Below are 21,787 nucleotides of genomic sequence, written 5' to 3'. Positions count from 1 at the left end.
TCCTTCCAGCCGCAAGCAGAAGCTGACACGCCAAGCCATCATGTCCGATACTCGTCCCGATACCCTCTTCGCGCTCACCGCGCTTTCGCCGCTCGACGGTCGCTACGCCTCCAAGACCGAAGCCCTGCGCGAATGGCTCTCCGAGGCCGCATTCATGCGTCACCGCGTGACGGTCGAAATTCATTGGCTGATCGCGCTGTCGCGTGCGGGCTTCGCCGAAGTGCCGCGCTTTTCCGAGGCATCCGAGCAATTTCTGCTGAGCTTGGCCGAGCGCTTCACGGCGCACGACGCGGCGCGCATCAAGGACATCGAGCGCGTCACGAATCATGATGTGAAGGCAGTCGAATACTGGCTGAAGGAATCGGTCAAGGGTCAGCCGGAACTGGAACGCGCGAGCGAGTTCATTCACTTCGCGTGTACGTCGGAAGATATCAACAACACGTCGCACGGGCTCATGCTCGCCGGCGCGCGCGAACATGTGATCGTGCCCGCGCTGCGCTCGGTGCACGAGCGCCTGGTGAAGCTCGCGCACGCACACGCCGAACAGCCAATGCTCTCGCGCACGCACGGCCAGCCCGCGAGCCCGACGACGCTCGGCAAGGAAATCGCCAACGTGGCGGCGCGTCTGTCGCGCGCCATCGAACGTATCGTCGAGGTGCCGCTGCTTGGCAAGATGAACGGCGCGGTCGGCAATTACAACGCGCATCTGTCGGCGTATCCGGAGTTCGACTGGGAAGCGTTTTCGAAGGATGTCGTCGAAAACCGTTTGAAGCTCACGTTCAATCCGTACACGATCCAGATCGAGCCGCACGACTACATGGCCGAACTGTTCGATGCCGTCGCGCGCGCGAACACGATTCTGCTCGACCTCGATCGCGACGTGTGGGGATACATCTCGATTGGCTACTTCAAGCAGCGCACGAAAGCAGGCGAGATTGGTTCATCGACGATGCCGCACAAGGTCAACCCAATCGACTTCGAAAACTCGGAAGGCAATCTCGGCCTCGCGAACGCGACGCTGCGCCATCTTTCCGACAAGCTGCCGATTTCGCGCTGGCAGCGCGACCTCACCGATTCGACGGTGCTGCGCAATATCGGCGTGGCATTCGGCTACTCGCTGCTCTCCTACGACGCGCTGATCCGCGGTCTGGACAAGCTCGAGGTGAACGCGGCGCGCCTGAACGAAGATCTCGACAATTGCTGGGAAGTGCTCGCCGAGCCCGTGCAAACGGTGATGCGCCGTTTCGGCATCGAGAATCCGTATGAGCAACTGAAGGAACTGACGCGCGGCAAAGGCATCACGCGCGAAGGCTTGCAGACGTTCATCAATGGTCTCGCGATTCCCGCGGATGCGAAGCAGTTGCTGCTCGACATGACGCCGGGTTCGTATATCGGCAAGGCGGTCGAGCTGGCGAAGCGAATCGCTTGACGTTCGATCGGGCCGCTTGAGCCGGCCCTTCCGCACTTGCTCGCTTCATAAAAGAAGGCCCCGCGCTTGAACACGCGGGGCCTTTTTTGATGCCTATCGCTCCAGACTCAGCGCGTCTTGAGCTTCTCGATCACGTTATCCACGATCTGCTCAGGCGTGAGTTCAATACTCTCGATGATCGCCTCGTCTTCGCCCGGCTCTTCGAGCGTATCAAGCTGGCTTTGCAACAGCGACGGCTCGAAGAAGTGGCCTGTACGCGTCTGCAGGCGCTCCTTCAACACGTCGAACGTGCCTTGCAGATAGACGAAAACGACGTCCTTGTCGCCATCGCGCAAGATGTCGCGATACGAGCGCTTCAACGACGAGCACGTGAACACCGCCGTTTCGCCCGCGCGCTTTTTCTCTTCGATCGCCGCGCGGATCGTCTTGAGCCACGGCCAGCGGTCGTCGTCCGTCAGCGGGATGCCCTTGTGCATCTTTTCCTTGTTGGCGGCGCTGTGGAACGCGTCGCCGTCAGTGAACGGGCACTGCAGGCGTTCCGCCAGCATTTCGCCGATGCGGGTTTTGCCGGCGCCCGAGACGCCCATCGCGATGAGAATCATCAAAATCTCCTTACACGACCGCCGCGAGCGCGAAGGTCAAACCTAAACCCATCAGGGAAATCAGCGTTTCGAGCAACGACCAGGTCTTGAACGTCTGTCCGACCGTCATCCCGAAATACTCTTTGATCAGCCAGAAGCCGCCATCGTTCACGTGCGAGAAGATCAGCGAGCCAGAGCCGGTAGCAAGTACCAGCAACTCGGGACTGACGTGACCGCCTGCCGCCGCTGCAATCGGCGCCACGATACCGCATGCGGTCGTCATGGCGACAGTCGCCGAGCCGGTGGCCAGGCGAATCAGCGCGGCGACGAACCAGCCGAGCAGCAAGGGCGAGAGATTCGCTTGCGAAGCGGTGGCGACGATCTGCTGAGAAATGCCGCTCTCACGCAGGATATTGCCGAAACCGCCGCCCGCGCCCACGATCAGCGTGATGCCCGCGATCGGCGCAAGACATTCGCCGCAGAACTTCTGGATCTGATCGCGATTGAAGCCGCGCGCCGCACCGAAAGTCCAGAAACTGACCAGCACGGCAATCAGAAGCGCCATGTCGGACTGACCGACGAAGCGTAGCAGGTCGTTGGGCAGCGTCTTCGGCGTGAAGACCAAGTCAGCCCAACTGCCGACGAGCATGAGAATCACCGGCAACAGAATGGTGAAGAGCGTAATGCCGAAGCTCGGCAGATCGCGCTTTTTTTCCGTGTCGCCATGCTTGCTGATGAACTGGTCGGCCAGCGCGTTGGCATCCGGCAGCTTGATGTACTTGTGGATCATGAGCGCGAAAAGCGGCCCGGCAACAATTGCGGTCGGAATCCCGACGATCAGACCATATGCAATCGTCCTGCCGATATCTGCGTGATACGCCTGCACCGCGAGCAACGCGGCCGGGTGCGGCGGAATCAGACCGTGCACGACCGAAAGGCCGGCGACCATCGGCAGACCGATCAGCAGCAAGGATTTGCCCGTGCGTTTGGCGACATTGAACGCGATCGGAATCAGCAGCACGAAACCCACCTCGAAGAACACCGGCAAGCCCACGATGATCGCCACGACCATCATCGCCCAGTGAATGTTCTTTTCGCCGAAGACATTGATCAGCGTATTGGCGACGCGCTCGGCGCCGCCGGATTCCGCCATCATTTTGCCGAGCATCGTACCGAGACCCACGACGATGGCGATATGCCCGAGCGTATTGCCGTTGCCGGTCTCGAACGCCTTGACGATCTTGTCCATCGGCATGCCGACCGCAAGCGCGAGCAGCACGGACACGATGATCAGAACGAGAAACGGGTAAACCTTAAAACGCGCGATCATCAGGATCAGAACCGCGATCGCGATTACCGCATAGAGCAGGAGCATGCTCCCGTGGACGGCCGGCATGACGCCTCCTTTGATTTTGTTGAGGTTTTTGGCGCTATGCGTGCGTTTGCCGTCGCTGCAAAGAAGCAACAGGCAAGCGCGTGCACCGCGCCGAAGAATCGGGATTTTACTGGTAAGCGGGAAAGTCGTCCGTAAAGCGGTCGAAGGACAACATAAAGCTGAATTTGGATGCGCGCGCCGTCGCTTGAATGTGAAAAAAGCCGACTCTTGTTGAGAGTCGGCTCTTTCGTGCAAATTGCTTCGCGCTGATTCGAACAGCTTGAATCAGGACGCCGGATTCGCGGTCGATGCGGCAGAACCGCAGGTGAAGGTGATCTCGCGCGGATTGTTACGGCCTTGATTGCCTTGCAGACCGTCGACTGCCTGCACCAAAACCACTTGGCGATCCTGGCAAATCTTTGTCGCCGCGCTCATGCACGACTTCTGCGACTCGAACAGACCGGAGCATGTGGCACGATAGGCTTCGCCCTGATTTGCGATGTTCACCTTTCGAGCCGTATAGGCCATGCCTGTGTCGGTGGTGCATGCAGACAACATTGCCGCTGCGGAGATGATGGAAATAAGATACTTGAACATCTTTCAACTGCCGGGTAATTGATGGTTGCTTGAATCGAGCGCCTGGGCAAACGCGCGACTACGCGAATGCCCAGGCTTTGCTTCCTGACTGTCACGTCAGGAAGCTTGCTTTACCACCGGTACGAAGCGTTGGCGCTGTACACGGTGCCATTGCGGCTCGTACCCGCACCCGCCTGCAACACGAGGTTCTGCGTGACACGCAGGTTCATCGCGACGGCAGCCGCCGCATAACCCTGATACGCGGCGCCGCCCACACCGACGGACATATCCTTGTCCTGATCGATGTGCGGGACCATGGCCAGAGCCGTAGCCGCTGCAATACCCGAGTAGGCAGTGCGACCGATGTTAGTGACCTGGCTTTGCATCCCGGCAACCGCACCGTCCGTGTAGCCGTTGGATTGCGCGACCGCGTCGTTCAACTGGTTCACGTTGACCATATCCGTGTCTTGCGTACCAGCCGCGACGTTGGTGATCTGACGCTCACTTCCTACCGCACCAACCGACACCGTCTGAGCACGATCCGCCACGGAACTTGCACCCAAGGCAACGGAGTTGTCCGCCGTAGCCTGGCTGCCTGCGCCGATCGCCGTTGCGTAGTTCCCGCTCGCAAGGGCATTCGTGCCCATTGCGGTGGTGCTCATGCCCGTGGCTTGTGCGTTCGCGCCGCTTGCTACAGCGTGCGGACCGCTAGCCACGGCCGCTTCGGTCGTGCGGTCGCCATCAGCCGCAAAGAGCGGATTCGCACTCGCGGTGACGTTCTGGATGGAACTGGCCAGCGCGTCGAGCTGCGCCTTATTGGCCAAGTCGGTCGGAGCGACACCTGCTTGAACGCCATGGATCTGCGTGCCTTGGGCGCCGCTCAGCGTGATGTTGCTGTAGTCGGTGTTGCCGTTGGCATCCGTGTCGAACGTTGCGGCCGTCTTCGCGGTTTGATTGCCGTAGAGGCCAGAATCCTTCAACTGACCAACCGTTGCGACGTCACTGTCAGCAATACCGTTCGCGATGTTGGTAATACGCAGCTTGTCCGTGCTGTTGCCGAACGACACGGTGTTCGCCTGGTCGGCGACAGCGTTGGTAGCCAAAGCCACCGCGTTGTCGGCCGTCGCCACGGCGTTGCCGCCGATTGCGATCGAGTTCTTGCCCGTTGCCGACGAGTCGATCAGGACGGAGTTGGCATGGAAGTACTTGATGCCACCCCCGTTCGCGGCAGTGCTCATGGCCGTCGAGATGCTCGTGACGTCGGTCATCGCAGTGCTCACGGTCGTCGACATCGAGTCGATGCCCGTCGACAGTGAGTTCACAGTGGTCGACATCGAGTTGACGGTCGTCGAGATCGACGTGGAGAGCGAACTGAAGCCCGTCGAGAGCGAGGACACACCTGTCGAGAGCGAGGACATGCCCGTCGACAAGGAATCCACGCCCGTGGACATCGAATTGATCGTCGTTGAAGACGACGTCGACAGCGAATTGACACCCGTCGAGAGCGAGTCAACACCGGTCGACAGCGAGGTGATGGCCGTTGACGAAGACGTCGAAATGGAGTCGATACCCGTGGACAACGAACTCATCGCCGTCGAAGACGACGTGGACAACGAGCTGACGCCTGTTGAGAGCGAATCAACACCCGTGGACAGCGAGCTGACCGCCGTCGAAGACGACGTGGACATCGAGCTGATGCCTGTGGACAGCGAGCTAACACCGGTCGAGAGCGAACTGATCGCCGTCGAAGACGACGTCGACAGCGAGCTGATACCTGTGGACAGCGAGCTGATGCCCGTGGACAGCGAACTCACTCCCGTGGACAGCGAGCTGACGGCCGTCGAAGACGACGTGGACAGTGAGCTCACACCCGTGGACAGCGAATCCACACCGGTGGACAGCGAGCTGATCGCCGTCGAGGACGACGTGGACAGCGAACTGATACCGGTCGACAACGAATCCACACCGGTCGACAGCGAACTGATCGCCGTCGAGGACGACGTGGACAGCGAGCTCACACCCGTGGACAGCGAACTGATACCCGTCGAGGTCGACGTGGACAGCGAGCTGACACCCGTGGACAGCGAATCCACACCCGTGGACAGCGAACTGATGGCCGTCGAGGTCGAAGTGGACAGCGAGCTGATACCCGTGGACAACGAACTGACACCCGTCGAGAGCGAATCAACACCCGTGGACAGCGAACTGATCGCGGTCGAAGTCGAGGTGGACAGCGAGCTGACGCCCGTCGAAAGCGAACTCACACCCGTGGACAGCGAATCGATGCCCGTCGAGAGCGAATCCACACCCGTGGACAGCGAACTGATCGCCGTCGAGGTCGAGGTGGACAGCGAACTGACACCCGTCGAGAGCGAACTCACACCCGTGGACAGCGAACTGATGCCCGTGGAGAGCGAATCCACACCCGTTGACAGCGAGCTGATCGCCGTCGAGGTCGAGGTGGACAGCGAGCTGATACCCGTGGACAGCGAACTCACGCCTGTGGACAGCGAGCTGATCGCCGTCGAGGTCGACGTGGACAGGGAACTCACGCCCGTGGACAGGGAGTTCACCGCCGTCGAGCTCGAGGTGGACAGCGAGCTGATACCCGTGGACAGCGAGTTGATCGCGGCCGAGTTCGAGCTCGACAGCGAGCTCAACTGACCGAAGTTCACCGCGTCGGACTGGTTCGTGCCGTCAGCCACGTTCGTGAGCGTCGCCGCCGTGCCACCCTTGTTCAGCGTGACCTTCGTGTGCGTCGAGTCATCGTACTGCACCGAGTTGGCCACACCCGTGGACAACGAGTTGATCGCCGTCGAGGTCGACGTGGACAGCGAGCTCACACCGGTCGACAACGAGTTGACTGCCGTGGAGGTCGAGCTCGACAGCGTGCTCATGCCCGTGGACAACGAGCTAATACCGGTAGACAGCGAGTTGATGCCCGTCGAGGTCGACGAGGACAGCGAGTTGATCGCCGTCGAGGTCGAGCTCGACAGCGAGCTCATGCCCGTGGACAGCGAGTTGATGCCCGTCGAAGTCGAAGCCGACAGCGAGTTCATGCCCGTCGACAACGAGCTGATGCCCGTGGAGGTCGAAGCCGACAACGAGCTCATGCCCGTGGAGAGCGAGCTGAGGCCCGTGGAGGTGGACGTCGACAGCGAGTTCACACCCGTGGACAGCGAACTGATGCCCGTGGAGGTGGATGCCGACAGCGAGTTCACGCCCGTGGACAGCGAACTGATGCCCGTGGAGGTGGAGGTCGACGACGACAGCGAATTCATGCCCGTGGACAGCGAACTCACGCCGGTGGACAACGAGCTCACGCCCGAGGACAGCGAACTCACGCCCGAGGACAAGGAACTGACACCCGTCGACAGCGAACTGATACCCGTGGACAGCGAGTTGATGCCTGTGGACAGCGAGCTCACGCCTGTGGACAGCGAGCTCACGCCGGCGGACAGCGAACTCACGCCCGTGGACAGCGAGCTGACACCCGTGGACAGCGAACTCACGCCCGTGGACAGCGAACTCACGCCGGTAGACAGCGAATTAATGGAGCTCGAGGTCGAGGACGACAGCGAGTTCAAGCCCGTTGACAGTGAGCTCATGCCCGTGGAGAGCGAGCTGATACCCGTCGAGAGCGAGCTCACGCCGGTGGACAGCGAGTTGATCGCGGTCGAAGTCGAGGCCGACAGCGAGCTCATGCCCGTCGAGATCGAACTCACGCCGGTGGACAGCGAGTTGATTGCAGTCGAGGTCGACGACGACAGCGAGTTCATCCCCGTCGAGAGCGAACTGACGCCCGTGGACAGCGAGTTGATTGCAGTCGAGGTCGACGACGACAGCGAGTTCATCCCCGTCGAGAGCGAGCTCACGCCGGTGGACAGCGAGTTGATCGACGTCGAGGTCGACGACGACAGCGAATTCATGCCCGTCGAGAGCGAGCTCACGCGGCTGCCCGTCGTACTGACTCCGCTAGATAGCGAATTTACAGCGATGGACAATGAAGACGCCGATGTCGAAATCGAACTCACGCTGGTCGAAGTGCTCGACGAAACAGACGACCAAGCGCTCGAGATTGAACTCATTCCCGTGGACAAACTCGTGGAAGCGGAGGTCCACGCCGTAGAAACCGAGCTCATGCCGGTAGACAGACTGGTCGAAGCACTGCCCCATGCTGTCGACAGCGCGCTCATCCCCGTCGACATGGAGCTAATGTTAGTAGAGAGCGAGAGGGACGTGGAGCTGACAGCGGTAGAGAGCGAATTGGAAATCGTAAACAGCTGCCCGCCGTTCACTGCATCCATGCTGGAGCTGGTTATCGCACCATTTGCCAAATTGCCAATGCTGTGCGCGGTCATATCCAGGTATTGATTCATCTGAATCTTCGTGGCCGCACCCAAGGTCACGACGCCAGCTCCGGCTGCCACAAAAGCCGACGTGTTGGCGTTATCGTCCTCCATGATTGCGCCGCTCCATGCGCTGCCCAAGTTCATGAAAGTATTATTGCCACAGCTGTTGCCACTAATGTTACCGACAGTGTTGACCCACATTCCATAGCCCGTGCCATTCACACACGTGCCCACAACGGCAACGGCCCAAGCGGCAGAGTTTCCAAATAGGAAAGCGGTCGCAATGCCAATTCCCGAGGCGACTCTCAAAATATTAGAAGGACCTCGCTCTCGCGGAGAAATTAGCACCTCCCCACCGGTTTCCGGACCGCATACCGCGCCGGAGCTTTTCTTGCCACGCGCCGCCGCAGTCTCTGCGACCGCGACGAAAGTACCCACTTTTTCATTCCAAATACTGCGGTATGACTTGTTCATAAACCGTATTGATCCACAAAAAACGACCGTCTTTCACAAAAAACCTAAGAAGGAAAACCTTCTAACTACGACACAGAATATTCATGTGTTCGCCGTGCTAGAAGCGGACACGTCCTAAAATCGATAAAATCCAAATCAACGGGCGACACTCAACGCTGCGCTTTGCGTATTTAGGAAAATTCGCATTGAATACAGCAGAACACAGCTGATGGAAGCTAGGCGGAAAGCGCACTAGCCCAGCTAAAAGCTTTTGTGATAATCCGTTGATTACTGAACAACCTCGGAGACCGGCGCACGGCCCAATTTACTGAAGGGAAGGGATTCGATATCAATAAAAAAGGTTTCCTAAGCCTCAGGAAACCATGGCGCTCTAGCCAAGCGGTTTTGAGACCGCTGGCGGATTACAGTTGCGACTTAAGTAACGCTGAACCTCAACGTGCAGGTCTTTCCATTAACGAATCTAACAACTGTGTGTATGTTTTTGACAGTGCTTCATTTTCAGGCATGAAACGATTGATCGCTGATCTCTGAGCGTCTCGGTAAGCCATGTATTGGGCGTCGTGCACCTCGATGGCCTTAATTACTTGTTTTGCCCCCTCTTGCACGTTGTTGGCGTGGTAGTAGTAACCAATATCTGTGCACAGAGTGGCGTTGTGAACGAGCGGATATCCCTGCCAGCACACTTCGAGATAAAAATAATTCAGAGGGTTTTCCCACTGATGAGAGATTACGATATCCGTGCGCTCGGCAAGAAACGTAGGAGTTTCGAAACGGCCCAGGAACACAGCCTTGGACTGTCTTACGATGTCGAGCTGATTCATCAACGAGATAAATTCTTTGCAATTTACTGCAAGATGCTGGGCGTTCGTGACCTGCAGCAGTTCAATACGGTCTGGCTGTTCGCGATAGGCAAGCTCACCAATCATCGTTGGATAGAGACAGAATTTGACAACGTTGATGTTCGGTTCCATCACGCTAAGTCGGCGCGGTCCGGTGCGAGGCCGGTATTCACCCGAGTTCGGCACTTTAGCGGTCCGCTCATTCAAAAAAATCGGACTCCATATAAACGGCACGACCTGAGCGCTTTGTCTTCGCAAAACTTCGAAATACGCCTGACTGATATTGGCAACCTGCGGAATCATCCAGATATCGTCGTAGCGCTGATTGACGAACAGATTTTCACCAAAGCTCGGCTTGCCAAATATGACGGACTCCATTGCGTGGACGTATTCAAAGCCGCAGCAATACGAGACCAGCCGTGCACCGCGCCGCTTGAGATAGTCCGTTGCGGCCGGATCGATTTGGCCGCCGAGTTCTATCAATACGTCGACGTTGTCTTTCGCATCGTTGAAGGTGACAGTAGGCCAGCGTTTTAAATCCCAAGGCAATCTGTCCGTGATCGCCACATGCGTCGTATTGACCAGCACGACGCTTTCAACGTTCGGACAATTTTTCAGCGCTTCCGCGAGGAAAACAGCATTCTGTTTAATGCCGTTATTCCACAGCGTCTCGGCTTCATGATGCAATCCGATCGTGATTCCAATACGCAACTTCTTCATCGCTCACTACTCCGCATCACAGTCACAGGCTTGCAGCCCGTAGTTGTCAGGTCCTTGCATAAACTGCTTCTATAGCTTGGGTATAAAGCCGTACGTTTTCTTCGTTTTCCGGATCTAGCGTCTTCAAAAACGTTTTCGCGCTAGCCTGGTAGCTGGCGAGGTTTTCGTCATGTACGGCGAACGCGCGACGCAATGCCCTGCCGCCTTCTTCGCAGTCGAAGTCTTGATAGCGATAACCGCAATCACCGATCAAATGCGAGTTATGAATTAGCGGATACCCACCGTACAAAGCTTCGTAATAGACATAGTTCTGTGGGTTCTCCCACTGGTGGCTGACAACTGCATCAACCGATACTGGTACGATCTGCGCGAACGGATAACGCCCCTCAAAGAAGCCGAGCCCATGTTTGACAATGTTCAGGCTCTGCGCGAATCCTGCGAATCCTGGATGATCTTTGAGTTTGAACGTGTTGTATGCGTACATACGTTCAATCATGTCCGGATTCTCCCGATGCGCCATTTCACAGCAGAGCATGGGGATATAACTCGTTTTCACCATGCAGACATTCGGCTCAAAGATTCCGATACGCCAGCGGCCACGGCCACGCTGATATCCAAACGTCTGGCCTTCCGGCAATTTCGCAACCTCGCGGTCGAGAACCACAGGACTCCAAAGGTGCGGCATCAGCTTCACGGGCGCACGGAAGAGCGTCTCGAAGTATGGCGCACAACTGCGCTCGTATTCCGGGAGCGTCCAAACCTCGTCATACGGTGCACCCGAAATAAGCAGCGCGTGTTGCAGGTTGAAGACCATTCGCTCGATGTCAATGACGTAGTCATTACCCACGCGCATCGTAATGATCTTTCCGCCGCCGTCTCGAAACTTGATCGACCATTCCTTATTGAGCTGGGCGCTCATCTCAATCATTACGTCGAGCTTCGTCATGGCTGTTTCCATGTCGATGAGCGGTGCCGGCGAATCGACCAAGAAACGCTTGGCGTCCTCCGGGCCACCATCGCCGCCGCCCGTCACCAAATAAGTGGCTTTTACGCGCGGAGAACGCTTAAGCAGCATGACGAGATACAGGCAGTTCTGGAAAATGCCGTTCTCCCAGAGCGATTGCTCGCCTTTTCGGATAAAAATGGAAACGCCGACATTCAACCGCTCCGGCATGCGGGGTTTTGTTTGCTTGTTCATACGCCGAGCTTCACAGTGCTGTGGTTGCAGAGGTGCAGCAACCGATTGGCAAAACTATCGAGATTTGCTTGTTGAAACGGATTGACCGAGTCGATTACACGCTGGGCTCGTGCGCGATAGTCAGCTAGCGATGCGTCGTGTTCGCGAGCAGCCAATAAGAGTTGCCGGCCGCCCTCTTGCGCGTTGAAATCCGGGTAGTAGTAGCCCGCGTCGAGCCAAGGCGAGTTGTGCACCAGCGGATAGCCGCCATACAAGACGTCAAGATAAAGATAATTCTGGTCGTTTCCCCATTGATGAGAGACGACGGCATCTGCGTACTGCGCCATGAAGCCTGCAATGTCATTTCGACCGTGAAATGTTGCCTTGCTGTCTTTCACAATGTTGAGCGAATTCGCCATTTGCACGAGCGTCGGATGATCCTTCATGTGCAGCGAGTTGAGCACATGCATGTGCGACACGCTCGAAGGTATGGCTCGATAAGCTTCTTCGCATACCAACATCGGAATGCTCGACGTCTTCACAACTGAAATGTTCGGCTCGAACATTGCGACACGAAAGCCCTGCGCATGTGGTGGATCTTCCAATGAAGTTCCGCTCCGACGCTGATATCCGAAATGGAGTCCGTGTTCGCTTACTTCGGCAATGCGTTGTTCGAGAAACTGCGGATGCCAGATGAATGGCACGAGATGAACGTCGCAACGGTGGAGCGTACGCATCATGGGGATTGACAACCGATCTTTCGGCATCAACCAGATTTCGTCATAGCGGTCCGGCCGCATGACGTGAACCGGTTTATCGAAAACAGGCGCCTCGATCAGACCAACGTAGGGCTGCCCGCAGCAGTAATAAACCACCTTCTTGCCGCGTGCGCGCATTAGATCAAGCCACTGGGTATCCAGCGCACCACCCATCTCGAAAATCACATCGACATGATTGGTTGCGTCCGCTGCGCGCATGATGCGCACCTTTCTAGACGACAGATCGACTTGCGGCGGCATCGCGTTTTGATCGCCAACATCAATCAATGAAACGCTTTCTACGAACGGTAACCGTTGGAGAGCTTCCGCCAAGAAGATGACATTTTGCCCAAGCCCGTTCTGCCAGATGTTCTGTCCTTGATGCGTTACGACAGAAATTCCGATTCGGATTGTCATTAGTTGTTATCCCAGAAAAGACGAAGCGCATTTTCAGAAATTGAAACGCTGCGCTGTTGGCTTTGCGTTTGAGAGACTGCTGTGCCCAAAGACGCACGCGTTGCCATTTGCCAAACGCTGATGGGAAGCAGGAGAGACCGTAATCAAGCGTTTTTGCCGGGGGACAAAAAGCGGATTCCTTGGTCAAATATATAGAAGAACACCTGAAATTCCCAGTGAACCTGACGGTTTATGAGAGTCGTCCTATGACGGTGCCAGGGTTCTAATCTGCCAACGCTGAAAGGCAGTCCGGCAGGCTAAAACGTCCGACCGCTTTCGGTGGAAAAGCTAAAAAGTGTCGGGCCGATTAGCTCGAAAGAGCGTGCGGGAGATCGGCGCAAGAAAGCGTCGCCACAGTTCGTAACGATGTCTCGCTTTGTATCACCGAGGCTCGTCTTGACGGCACGATCCCATGCCACGCCGCACTGCCTCGATGTCCGTGTCCACCATGTCGGCACGATTCGCCAACTCGCTCATGAACAAGATACGCGTCGCAAGCATTGCATTAGCAGCGTTTTGGTTGCGACGAATGAAAATGCACGAATGCGCGCACCGACGCCAGCACAGTGCAATTCGGTGGCCTCTGTTACTCTGCTATAGCGTCGAGGTACGGTTCGAACCAATACATCGAGCCATGTGTACTTGTTCCACTTAGGAAGAAGCGAAGGCGCACTAAGTGTCGAATCGGGCCTATTTCGCTTCGCGTCGCACGTCGCTTGTTGCTTGCTGATCGCTGCTCGCTCGCAAGCGTCAGCAAATGTCGAGTCTTTCAGAAGCAGTTACTTCTGGTTCAGCATTCCGCGGTCAAGTTCGTTTCTCTGTCACCTGCTTTCAGCCATCCCAGTGCGGATACCAATGATTATCTTCGTCTTAGCTCGCTCTTTTCATACTACTAAAATCGTTCGTGTCCGTGGATCACGAACTCAATTATCCGACGGCGTATAGCGGAGAAAAATTCGCAGAATCTGTTTATTCAAAATCCACACCTGTCTCAGCCTGTTTTAATAAATTGGCGAACAGTATTGGTTCGAACCAAATCGCTCAACAAACGAAACCATCGGGGCGTTTCGCACGTTGAGTAGATTTCAATTTTTAAGATGCTCAAATTCAACTTAGAAGCATCGATTGAATTGTAATTCACACATCGTCTGCATCTTGCCGTGATGCAGCCAGTGGTGCGGAGCCACTCAGCGACGGCTTGCTCGAGCCGTTGGTCTGACGGATAAGACTAAAAACGTCGACGACCAAGTGCTGAACTCTTACTCAACACGACACAACGCTTAACTCGTCAGTGTCAGCCGAAATTTGTTGAAGAACCCCCAAGCATTTTGAAGGATGAGCTCTTGGGTCCTACGTCACCGCCATCAAGGGTGTGTGCAGCGCGGGCGTGACGCACAAAAAGCAGAAGTCGATATTTCAAGCGTCACGTCGAAGATGCGGGCCAACAAGAACCGGCTAGATCGAAAGAGGGCTCGATAAGCGAGTTCCACCACGAAACGCGAGCTCGGCTCAGGGCACGTCACCTTCGTACAAAGGACGCGCCTCCAAGGACAAGCTCATGCGCGAGAGAAATCACACCTCTTTAGCCCAGCAACTCACCCCTGCGCCGCCAACTCCGTAGCCGCCCGCGCCAGCCTCGTAACCTCCTCCCAATTCTGCGCAGCCAGCGCAGCCTTCGGCGTCAACCAAGACCCGCCCACGCAAACCACATTCGGCTGCGCCAAGAAGCTCGTCGCCGTCTCGGCAGTAATCCCGCCCGTCGGACAGAACTTCAAGTTGGGAAACGGCCCATGGAAAGCCTGCAGCATCGGAATTCCACCCGCCTGCTGCGCCGGGAAAAACTTCACGATTTCATATCCAAGTTCCATCGCCGTAATGATGTCGCTCGGGGTCATCACGCCAGGCAGCAATGGCAAGCCCGCATCTTGCGCAGCCTTATGCATGTCTTTCGTCAAGCCGGGTGACACACCAAATTGCGCACCCGCCTTCTTTGCCTGTGCGCAATGCTCGGGTTTCGTGATCGTGCCGACGCCCACGACGATATCGTCCGCAAGCTGACTCGCGCGTTCGATTGCCGCGATACCCGCGGCCGTGCGCAACGTAATCTCCAACACCTTCACGCCGCCAGCGTGCAGCGCGCGCGAGACGTGCTCGCCCTGCTCGACCGAATCGAAGGCAAGAACAGGAATGACAGGACCCAGACGGACGATTTCGCTTACCGTTTTCATGTGATACGACTCCTGGTGTTTGATGCGGCGCCGTTGTCTAACGGCCAAGCCGCGAGGTTTGTTTCAGGCAGCAACGGCCTATGACTCAATGTGTCGCATGCGCCTTCACGACATCGGGCGAGCGGTGCGACGGAGCAGACGCGGCGTCAAGCAGCGCGCCAAACACCGACGCGCCCTCTTCCGCCGGCAACGCCGCGTGACGGAACACGCCGAACAGCTCACGCCCGAAGCCCGCCTGGTTTTGCGCCTGATGCAGCGGCGCCTCCACTTCGCGCGCCGCCCATTCATCGGCATCGATATCGACGTCTAGCACACCCGACGGCGCATCGATCACGATCATATCGCCCGTGCGCACCTTGCCGATCGGACCATGCAACAACGCTTCAGGCGATATGTGGATTACCGCGGGCACCTTGCCCGATGCGCCCGACATGCGCCCATCGGTCACGAGCGCCACATGGAAGCCCTGATCCTGCAACACGCCGAGCAACGGCGTCAATCGATGCAACTCCGGCATGCCATTCGCACGCGCGCCCTGAAAGCGCACGACCGCCACGAAATCGCGCTTGAGCTCGCCCCTGTCGAACGCCTCCTGCACTTCTTCCTGCGAATTGAACACGATAGCCGGCGCCTTCACCACGCGATGTTCAGGCGCAACCGCCGAGATCTTGATCACGCCCCGCCCGAGTTTGCCTTGCATGAGCCGCAAACCGCCATCCGGCTGAAACGGCTCGCCAATGCTACGCAGCACCTTGCTGTCATGACTTTCTTTCGCGCCGTCGACCCATTGGAGCCTGCCGTCGATGAGCTTCGGCTCCTTCGTGTAATGCGACAGCCCATGACCGACGACCGTCTGCACGTCCTCATGCAGCAAGCCGCCTTCGAGCAGATTGCGCACGAGGAACGCAACGCCGCCCGCCGCGTGAAAATGGTTCACATCGGCCTTGCCGTTCGGATAGATCTTCGCGAGCAGCGGCACGACCTGCGACAGTTGATCGAAGTCGTTCCAGTCGATGATGATCCCCGCCGCGCGCGCGATCGCCACCAGATGCAGCGTGTGATTCGTGGAGCCGCCCGTCGCCAGCAACGCGACGATGCCGTTGATGATCGCTTTCTCATCGACGACGTGGCCAATCGGCGTGTAGTGGCCGCGTTCGAGCGTGATATCCAGTACGCGACGCGCGGCCTCGGCGGTAAGTGCATCGCGCAACGGCGTATGCGGATGCACGAACGCAGCGCTCGGCAGATGCAGGCCCATCACTTCCATCAGCATCTGATTGCTGTTCGCCGTGCCGTAAAACGTGCATGTGCCGTGACCGTGATAAGCCGCCGCTTCCGCTTCGAGCAATGCGTCGCGGTTGCATTTGCCCGTCGCGAACTCCTGACGAACCTTCGCTTTGTCGTCGTTGGTGAGGCCGCTCGTCATCGGACCGGCGGGCACGAAGATGGTCGGCAGATGTCCGAACTGCAGCGCGCCGATGGCGAGACCCGGCACGATCTTGTCGCATACGCCGAGGCACAAGGCGGCATCGAACATGTTGTGCGTGAGCGCCACGGCCGTGCTCATGGCGATGACTTCGCGCGAGAACAGCGACAACTCCATGCCAGCGTTGCCCTGCGTGATGCCGTCGCACATGGCCGGCACGCCGCCCGCGAATTGCGCAATACCGCCGTGCTGCTGCGCCGCCTGCTTGATGATGTCGGGGAAGCTCTTGTACGGCGCATGCGCCGACAGCATTTCGTTATAAGAAGACACGATGCCGATGTTCGGCTCGCGCACCGCCTTGATCGCGAACTTTTCCTGCCCTTCGAGACCCGCGAAGCCGTGCGCGAGATTGGCGCACGACAACGCGCCGCGCGCCGGAAACTTGCCGCGCGCGGCGTCGATGCGCGTCAGATAAGCCGAACGGGTGGACTTGCTGCGTTCGATCACGCGGTCGGTGACCTTCTTGAGTTGCGAATGCGGGGAAACCATCGGAGCTCCTTTGTCTCACTCCCGGCGTGCTTGCCGTCGAGGTATTGGGTTGGACGTCGCGAGGACTGGCAGCTATCTGATTATTTTGCGTCGTGCCGTGAAACGAAATGTTAGTAGAAAAACTACAAGCAGACAACTTGCGATCCGCCCTTTATTTGTTAAGCGTTCGCGTATCTGGAGCTTTTACTGGCAGCGAACTCAGGGAAATCCCCTAAATCTACACATCAGATCGCGTAGTAAATGTACAAAGCAGCGATCAGCTATAGTCGCAGGCAATTTTCCAGCATAGGCGAGATTCCCGATGTTGCTGTCCCAAGTCGAGGCGATGCGAGAACAATTGCGCCCTTCGGAGCGCAAGCTGGCCGACTACGTGCTCGAAGCGCCGCGCGAGGTACTCGACTTGTCGATGACCGATTTTGCGGCGCGGGCAGGCGTCAGTCAGCCGACGATCGCGCGCTTCTGTCAGGCGTTGGGCTTTTCCGGCTTTCGCGAGTTCAAGATTCGTCTTGCTCAAAGCGTGGCAGGGGACGTTCCCACGGTTTATCGCGATGTCCGCAGCGACGAGCCGCCTGCGGGCGTTGCCGCGAAGGTTCTGGACCGCACCATCGGCGCGCTGATCCAGGTGCGCAACAGCTTGTCATCGGACAGCGTCGCCGCCGCGATTGGCGTGCTGGCCAACGCGCGTCGCATCGAGTTCTATGGCGCGGGCGGATCGGGCATCGCGGCGCTGGATATGCAGCACAAGTTCTTCCGCCTCGGCGTGCCGTCGGTTGCGTATTCGGACCCGCACACCTATACGACTTCGGCGGCGCTGCTCGGACCCGGCGATGTCGTCGTCGCCATTTCCAATACTGGCCGCACAAAAGACATTCTCGACGCGTGCAAATCGGCAATGGATCGCGGCGCGAGCGTGATCGCTATCACGCATGGCAATTCGCCGCTCGCGCGCATGGCGAATATCGGGCTTTTCGCGAATGTCGACGAAGACACGGATATTTTCTCGCCGATGACTTCCCGCGTATCGCACTTGGCCATCGGCGATATTCTCGCGGTCGGCATGGCGTTGGCACGTGGCCCTGAGTTGGCTGCGCGTCTTGCCGAGGCCAAGGATGTGCTGGAACGAAGACGCGTCGACCTTTGATCGACGCAGCACACCGGCCGCGAATGTGATAGTTGGTTCAATCGGCTTACTTTGCCAGTACGATCATTTAGTATGAGCTTCAGCGATTAAGTGATCAGTAGAGCAAATGGAAACCAGCGGCGTATTTTCACTTGAACGTTTCGAGTCCTGTATCAATGGCGAAGACTTCGATGAAGCTCTCGCCCTGTTCGGCAAGTTCTCGGAACGGTTGGCAAGATTTCCGTATATGAATCTGGCCGACCTCATGTCCCACGGCGACGCCCGAGCGTTCGCCAATAGATCCGAGTCGGACGAGCATTTCGCCAGCCGCGTTTGTCATGCTTTAGGAAGCATGCTCGTGAATCCGCAATTCACCTGGACCGACGTTCGTTTGCAATCGTTGCAAGCGCAGCGTTCGCTCATCTGGAGCATCGCGGCTGCCACGTCGCCCGGTCATACCGACCATTTCGTGCGTGAGTTGCTTGCTCGTCGTCAAAGCAACGCCGACGCATCCACTCTTTCTGCCGACACCGCTCGACGCCTGAGCATTCTATACAGCCCGGAATCACGCATCGACCTCGATATCGCGCAACTTTGGAACGCCGACCGCGCTTCGGCGTTGAGTCTTGCCATCGGTATCGGAGGAGAACAATTCGGCGGCAGCGCGGTTGCGTGTGCACGACGCATCCGCTTGCTCGACTGGCTGACCGGCTCCATCGACAAACTGAATGAGTCGCCGCCGCTCGATCTGACGAGTCTCTGGGCGCTGTATATGCATTGCACTTATACCGAGGGAAACCGCCATGCCGTGAAACAAGGCATCAACGGTCTCGTGCGCCTGGGTCTTGCGAATTTCGGACTGACCGATCTCGATACGACCAAGCCACCACCCGAGCGCGAACGGAACGCACGTCCGCTCATGCTGGTTGTCGCGGAAAGTTTCAACAGCGGGCATTCGATCGTGCGAACGCATTCCGCAACGCTCGCTGCGGCAAGACGTTGCTTCGAAACCGTCGCGTTCTGCGCACCTCGCTCTATCGACGATGCGGGTCGTCGGGTCTTCGATCGAACTATCGATCTCCCGGAAGGCGCCAACGTGCTCGACCAAGTCCGCCTCATTCGCGACTTCGCGCAAACGGAGCACCCAAGCGTGCTGTACATGCCGAGCGTGGGCATGTCGGTTCTGACCATATTCTTGTCGAACATTCGCGTCGCGCCGCTGCAAATTGCGGCGCTCGGGCACCCGGCGACGACGCATTCGGACCGCATCGACTACGTCAGTGTCGAAGATGATTATGTCGGCGACCCGGCTTGCTTCAGCGAAAAACTCATGCGGCTGCCGAAGGACGGACAGCCTTATATCGCATCGAGTTTATTGAGCGCGGTTCCGGCCCGCACGCCGGTTGGCAAGAACCACACTGACATTGCCATCGCCGCGACGCCGATGAAGCTCAATCCGTCCTTCTTCACTGCCTGCAGGGCAATCGTGCAGCGGGCAGAGCCGCAAGTGCATCTGCATTTCATTGCGAGCGGCAGCAACGTGTTCACCTTGATGCACCTGAATCGCGTGCTGAGCGAGTATCTTCCTTCCGGCTCATTCACGATTCACGGATTCTTGCCCTACGAGGAATACGCCGAACAGCTCGCCAACATGGACATGTTTCTGAGCCCCTTTCCCTTCGGCAATACAAACGGAATCGTGGATGCCTTCACCGTCGGCTTGCCCGGTATCTGCAAAACGGGACCGGAAGTGTTCGAGCATATCGACGGCGCGATGTTCGCACGCGCGTCGATGCCGGAATGGATGGTCGCAACGACTGTGGACGACTACGTTGAGGCTGCTGTCCGGTTGGCGAATAACCGGGATGAGAGAGAAGCGCTACGCGCGTGGATGCTTGAAACGAAAGTCGTGCAACGCTTCTTCGAGGGACGGCCGGAAGTATTCGGCGAAATGGCGCTAGCGCTACTTGAACAGCGCGACGCGTGAAAAAGGCAAGCTAAAAAGGCTTGACCACGACAAGCAACGTCGCGCCTAAAAGACCCAGCACCGGCAATTCATTGAACATCCGATACCACTTATCCGACCGCTTATTCTCGCCACGTTGAAACGTGTGCAGCAAGCGCCCGCAATAAGCGTGATAAACGATGATCAGCGCAACGACGGTGAGCTTCGCATGCAGCCAGCCCTGCCCCGCGCCAATGCCTACCACGAGCCACAACCAAAGCCCGCACGCCAGGGCGGGCACCGCGATGAACGTCATGAAGCGAAACAGCTTGCGCGCCATGAGCAGCAAGCGAGCGGTTGCAGCCGCGTCCTTTTCCATCGCGAGATTCACGAAAATGCGCGGCAGATAGAAAAGCCCGGCGAACCACGACGCGACCAGCACGATATGCAGTGATTTGATCCAGAGCATCGCGTGACCTTACTGACGCACTTCGCCGCGCCCGAGCACGACGTATTTCAGTGAGGTCAGCCCTTCCAGCCCGACAGGTCCGCGCGCGTGCAGCTTGTCGTTCGAGATGCCGATTTCCGCGCCGAGACCGAATTCGAAGCCATCGGCGAAACGGGTCGATGCGTTGACCATCACGCTCGCCGAATCGACCTCGCGCAAAAAGCGCATGGCGCGATCGTGGTCTTCGGTGACGATGGCATCCGTATGATGCGAGCCATAGATGTTGATGTGCTCGATCGCTTCATCGAGGTCCTCGACGACCTTGATCGCCAGAACCGGCGCGAGGTATTCGGTGGTCCAGTCGACCTCGGTGGCATCGACGAGCGAACCCACATTCGCCGCTTCGAGCACGGCGCGCGCAAGTCCGTCCACACGCAGTTCGACATCCTTTGCCTGAAACGCGCGCGCGAGCGCTGGCAGTGCCTCATGCGCGATGCCTCGCGCAACAAGCAGCGTTTCCATCGTGTTGCAGGTGCCGTAGCGATGCGTCTTCGCGTTGTCGCAGATCACCGCGGCCTTGGCGAGATCCGCGCGGTCGTCGACATAAACGTGGCAGATGCCGTCGAGATGCTTGATCATGGGCACGCGCGCTTCTTCCATGAGCCGCGCGATCAGGCTCTTGCCGCCGCGCGGCACGATCACGTCGACGAACTCCGTCATGGTGATGAGCTTGCCGACCGCCGCGCGATCCGCCGTCTCGACGACCTGCACCGCATCTTGCGGTAAGCCGGCCGTTTCGAGGCCTTTGGCGATGAGCTTTGCAAGCGCCGTGTTGCATTCCAGCGCCTCGGAACCGCCGCGCAAAATGGTGGCGTTGCCCGACTTGAGGCACAGCGCGGCCGCGTCGATCGTCACGTTCGGCCGCGATTCATAAATGATGCCGATCACGCCAAGCGGCACGCGCATCTGCCCGACCTGAATGCCGCTCGGCCGATACTTGAGCCCGCTGATTTCACCGATGGGATCGGCCAGCGCCGCGACCTGTCGCAAGCCTTCGACCATCGTGTCGAGCGCCTTGTCCGACAGCGTCAGACGGTCGATGAACGCCGCGTCGTGACCCTTCTCGCGCGCGCGGGCGAGATCGCGGGCATTCGCCGCTTTGAGTGCTTCGCGTTCCTCGGCAATAGCGAGCGCCACCGCATGCAGCGCCGCGTTTCTGGCCGCCGTCGATGCCCGCGCCATGGCACGCGACGCCTTGCGCGCGCGCCGGCCAAGGTCGGCCATGTAGTGATCGATGTTCATCATGTGTCTCTTTGCGGGCCGCAGGCGTCCGC

15 protein-coding genes and 2 pseudogenes are annotated in these 21,787 nt (G+C 58.1%); 4 read left to right on the top strand and 13 right to left on the bottom strand.

What is annotated here, in order from left to right:
* Positions 1–40 precede the first annotated feature (40 nt).
* The gene (purB, locus tag P9292_RS29140; RefSeq protein ID WP_309962449.1) at positions 41–1,429 is read left to right on the top strand and encodes an adenylosuccinate lyase; all 1,389 of its coding nucleotides are present in this window, start codon (positions 41–43) and stop codon (positions 1,427–1,429) included.
* A gap of 107 nt (positions 1,430–1,536) precedes the next feature.
* Here purB and P9292_RS29135 read toward each other — a convergent pair whose 3' ends face one another.
* The 4 genes from P9292_RS29135 to P9292_RS29120 form a co-directional block, all read right to left on the bottom strand.
* Positions 1,537–2,031, bottom strand: coding sequence for a gluconokinase (locus tag P9292_RS29135; protein WP_244826208.1), 495 nt, complete (start codon positions 2,029–2,031; stop codon positions 1,537–1,539).
* 10 nt (positions 2,032–2,041) lie between these two features.
* Complete coding sequence (locus P9292_RS29130; RefSeq protein ID WP_250465615.1) at positions 2,042–3,406, bottom strand: GntP family permease; 1,365 nt, start codon at positions 3,404–3,406, stop codon at positions 2,042–2,044.
* Between the two features lie 264 nt (positions 3,407–3,670).
* Positions 3,671–3,982 carry a hypothetical protein gene (locus tag P9292_RS29125; protein WP_250492712.1) on the bottom strand — a complete coding sequence of 104 codons (312 nt, stop codon included), beginning with the start codon at positions 3,980–3,982 and terminating at the stop codon, positions 3,671–3,673.
* Between the two features lie 110 nt (positions 3,983–4,092).
* Complete coding sequence (locus tag P9292_RS29120; protein ID WP_309962441.1) at positions 4,093–5,199, bottom strand: YadA-like family protein; 1,107 nt, start codon at positions 5,197–5,199, stop codon at positions 4,093–4,095.
* On the opposite strand from P9292_RS29120, the gene P9292_RS29115 reads away from it, so the two are divergent.
* Complete coding sequence (locus P9292_RS29115) at positions 5,171–6,625, top strand: hypothetical protein (protein WP_309962439.1); 1,455 nt, start codon at positions 5,171–5,173, stop codon at positions 6,623–6,625. The two genes, P9292_RS29120 and P9292_RS29115, sit on opposite strands and share 29 nt — an antisense overlap.
* Here the strand turns inward: P9292_RS29115 and P9292_RS43290 are convergent.
* From P9292_RS43290 to edd, 7 genes and pseudogenes are all read right to left on the bottom strand, one after another.
* Positions 6,613–8,787, bottom strand: a pseudogene (locus P9292_RS43290) (ESPR-type extended signal peptide-containing protein); the annotation flags it as partial. The gene P9292_RS29115 and the pseudogene P9292_RS43290 sit on opposite strands and share 13 nt — an antisense overlap.
* 431 nt (positions 8,788–9,218) lie before the next feature.
* Positions 9,219–10,346, bottom strand: coding sequence for a DUF2827 domain-containing protein (locus P9292_RS29105; protein WP_309962433.1), 1,128 nt, complete (start codon positions 10,344–10,346; stop codon positions 9,219–9,221).
* A 46-nt stretch (positions 10,347–10,392) separates the two neighbouring features.
* Entirely contained in the window at positions 10,393–11,544 is a 1,152-nt protein-coding gene (locus tag P9292_RS29100) for a DUF2827 domain-containing protein (protein ID WP_244826220.1), read from the bottom strand.
* The gene (locus P9292_RS29095) at positions 11,541–12,698 is read right to left on the bottom strand and encodes a DUF2827 domain-containing protein (protein ID WP_309962431.1); all 1,158 of its coding nucleotides are present in this window, start codon (positions 12,696–12,698) and stop codon (positions 11,541–11,543) included. Before P9292_RS29095 ends, P9292_RS29100 begins: the two co-directional genes overlap by 4 nt.
* A gap of 444 nt (positions 12,699–13,142) precedes the next feature.
* A pseudogene (locus P9292_RS29090) lies at positions 13,143–13,250 on the bottom strand (hypothetical protein); the annotation flags it as partial.
* Between the two features lie 1,082 nt (positions 13,251–14,332).
* Positions 14,333–14,965 (bottom strand): bifunctional 4-hydroxy-2-oxoglutarate aldolase/2-dehydro-3-deoxy-phosphogluconate aldolase, encoded by a 633-nt coding sequence (gene eda / locus P9292_RS29085; RefSeq protein ID WP_309962429.1) that lies wholly within the window; start codon positions 14,963–14,965, stop codon positions 14,333–14,335.
* Positions 14,966–15,050: 85 nt separating this feature from the next.
* Positions 15,051–16,940, bottom strand: coding sequence for a phosphogluconate dehydratase (gene edd, locus P9292_RS29080; protein ID WP_309962426.1), 1,890 nt, complete (start codon positions 16,938–16,940; stop codon positions 15,051–15,053).
* A gap of 301 nt (positions 16,941–17,241) precedes the next feature.
* Here edd and P9292_RS29075 point away from each other — a divergent pair, with 301 nt between their 5' ends.
* Both P9292_RS29075 and P9292_RS29070 read left to right on the top strand, forming a co-directional pair.
* Positions 17,242–18,081, top strand: coding sequence for a MurR/RpiR family transcriptional regulator (locus P9292_RS29075; protein WP_244826223.1), 840 nt, complete (start codon positions 17,242–17,244; stop codon positions 18,079–18,081).
* Positions 18,082–18,187: 106 nt separating this feature from the next.
* Positions 18,188–20,047: a hypothetical protein gene (locus P9292_RS29070; RefSeq protein WP_309962424.1), complete on the top strand. Its 1,860-nt coding sequence runs from the start codon at positions 18,188–18,190 to the stop codon at positions 20,045–20,047.
* 10 nt (positions 20,048–20,057) lie between these two features.
* On the opposite strand, the gene P9292_RS29065 is transcribed toward P9292_RS29070, so the two are convergent.
* Both P9292_RS29065 and P9292_RS29060 read right to left on the bottom strand, forming a co-directional pair.
* A complete protein-coding gene (locus tag P9292_RS29065; RefSeq protein WP_244826225.1) occupies positions 20,058–20,474 on the bottom strand; it encodes a CopD family protein in 417 nt (138 codons plus the stop codon).
* Between the two features lie 9 nt (positions 20,475–20,483).
* Positions 20,484–21,755: a glutamate-5-semialdehyde dehydrogenase gene (locus tag P9292_RS29060; RefSeq protein WP_309964222.1), complete on the bottom strand. Its 1,272-nt coding sequence runs from the start codon at positions 21,753–21,755 to the stop codon at positions 20,484–20,486.
* Positions 21,756–21,787: the final 32 nt, after the last annotated feature.

It is taken from the genome of Caballeronia sp. LZ001 (assembly GCF_031450875.1).
In the GTDB taxonomy this organism is placed as follows: domain Bacteria; phylum Pseudomonadota; class Gammaproteobacteria; order Burkholderiales; family Burkholderiaceae; genus Caballeronia.
This window is presented reverse-complemented; position numbering and strand designations above follow the sequence as displayed.

Excerpts from the sequence above, each read along its gene's own strand:
- purB (WP_309962449.1), top strand. The coding sequence starts at position 41 with ATGTCCGATACTCGTCCCGATACCCTCTTCGCGCTCACCGCGCTTTCG.
- P9292_RS29135 (WP_244826208.1), bottom strand. The coding sequence starts at position 2,031 with ATGATTCTCATCGCGATGGGCGTCTCGGGCGCCGGCAAAACCCGCATC.
- P9292_RS29130 (WP_250465615.1), bottom strand. The coding sequence starts at position 3,406 with ATGCCGGCCGTCCACGGGAGCATGCTCCTGCTCTATGCGGTAATCGCG.
- P9292_RS29125 (WP_250492712.1), bottom strand. The coding sequence starts at position 3,982 with ATGTTCAAGTATCTTATTTCCATCATCTCCGCAGCGGCAATGTTGTCT.
- P9292_RS29115 (WP_309962439.1), top strand. The coding sequence starts at position 5,171 with ATGCCACCCCCGTTCGCGGCAGTGCTCATGGCCGTCGAGATGCTCGTG.
- P9292_RS29120 (WP_309962441.1), bottom strand. The coding sequence starts at position 5,199 with ATGAGCACTGCCGCGAACGGGGGTGGCATCAAGTACTTCCATGCCAAC.
- P9292_RS29105 (WP_309962433.1), bottom strand. The coding sequence starts at position 10,346 with ATGAAGAAGTTGCGTATTGGAATCACGATCGGATTGCATCATGAAGCC.
- P9292_RS29100 (WP_244826220.1), bottom strand. The coding sequence starts at position 11,544 with ATGAACAAGCAAACAAAACCCCGCATGCCGGAGCGGTTGAATGTCGGC.
- P9292_RS29095 (WP_309962431.1), bottom strand. The coding sequence starts at position 12,698 with ATGACAATCCGAATCGGAATTTCTGTCGTAACGCATCAAGGACAGAAC.
- eda (WP_309962429.1), bottom strand. The coding sequence starts at position 14,965 with ATGAAAACGGTAAGCGAAATCGTCCGTCTGGGTCCTGTCATTCCTGTT.
- edd (WP_309962426.1), bottom strand. The coding sequence starts at position 16,940 with ATGGTTTCCCCGCATTCGCAACTCAAGAAGGTCACCGACCGCGTGATC.
- P9292_RS29075 (WP_244826223.1), top strand. The coding sequence starts at position 17,242 with ATGTTGCTGTCCCAAGTCGAGGCGATGCGAGAACAATTGCGCCCTTCG.
- P9292_RS29070 (WP_309962424.1), top strand. The coding sequence starts at position 18,188 with ATGGAAACCAGCGGCGTATTTTCACTTGAACGTTTCGAGTCCTGTATC.
- P9292_RS29065 (WP_244826225.1), bottom strand. The coding sequence starts at position 20,474 with ATGCTCTGGATCAAATCACTGCATATCGTGCTGGTCGCGTCGTGGTTC.
- P9292_RS29060 (WP_309964222.1), bottom strand. The coding sequence starts at position 21,755 with ATGAACATCGATCACTACATGGCCGACCTTGGCCGGCGCGCGCGCAAG.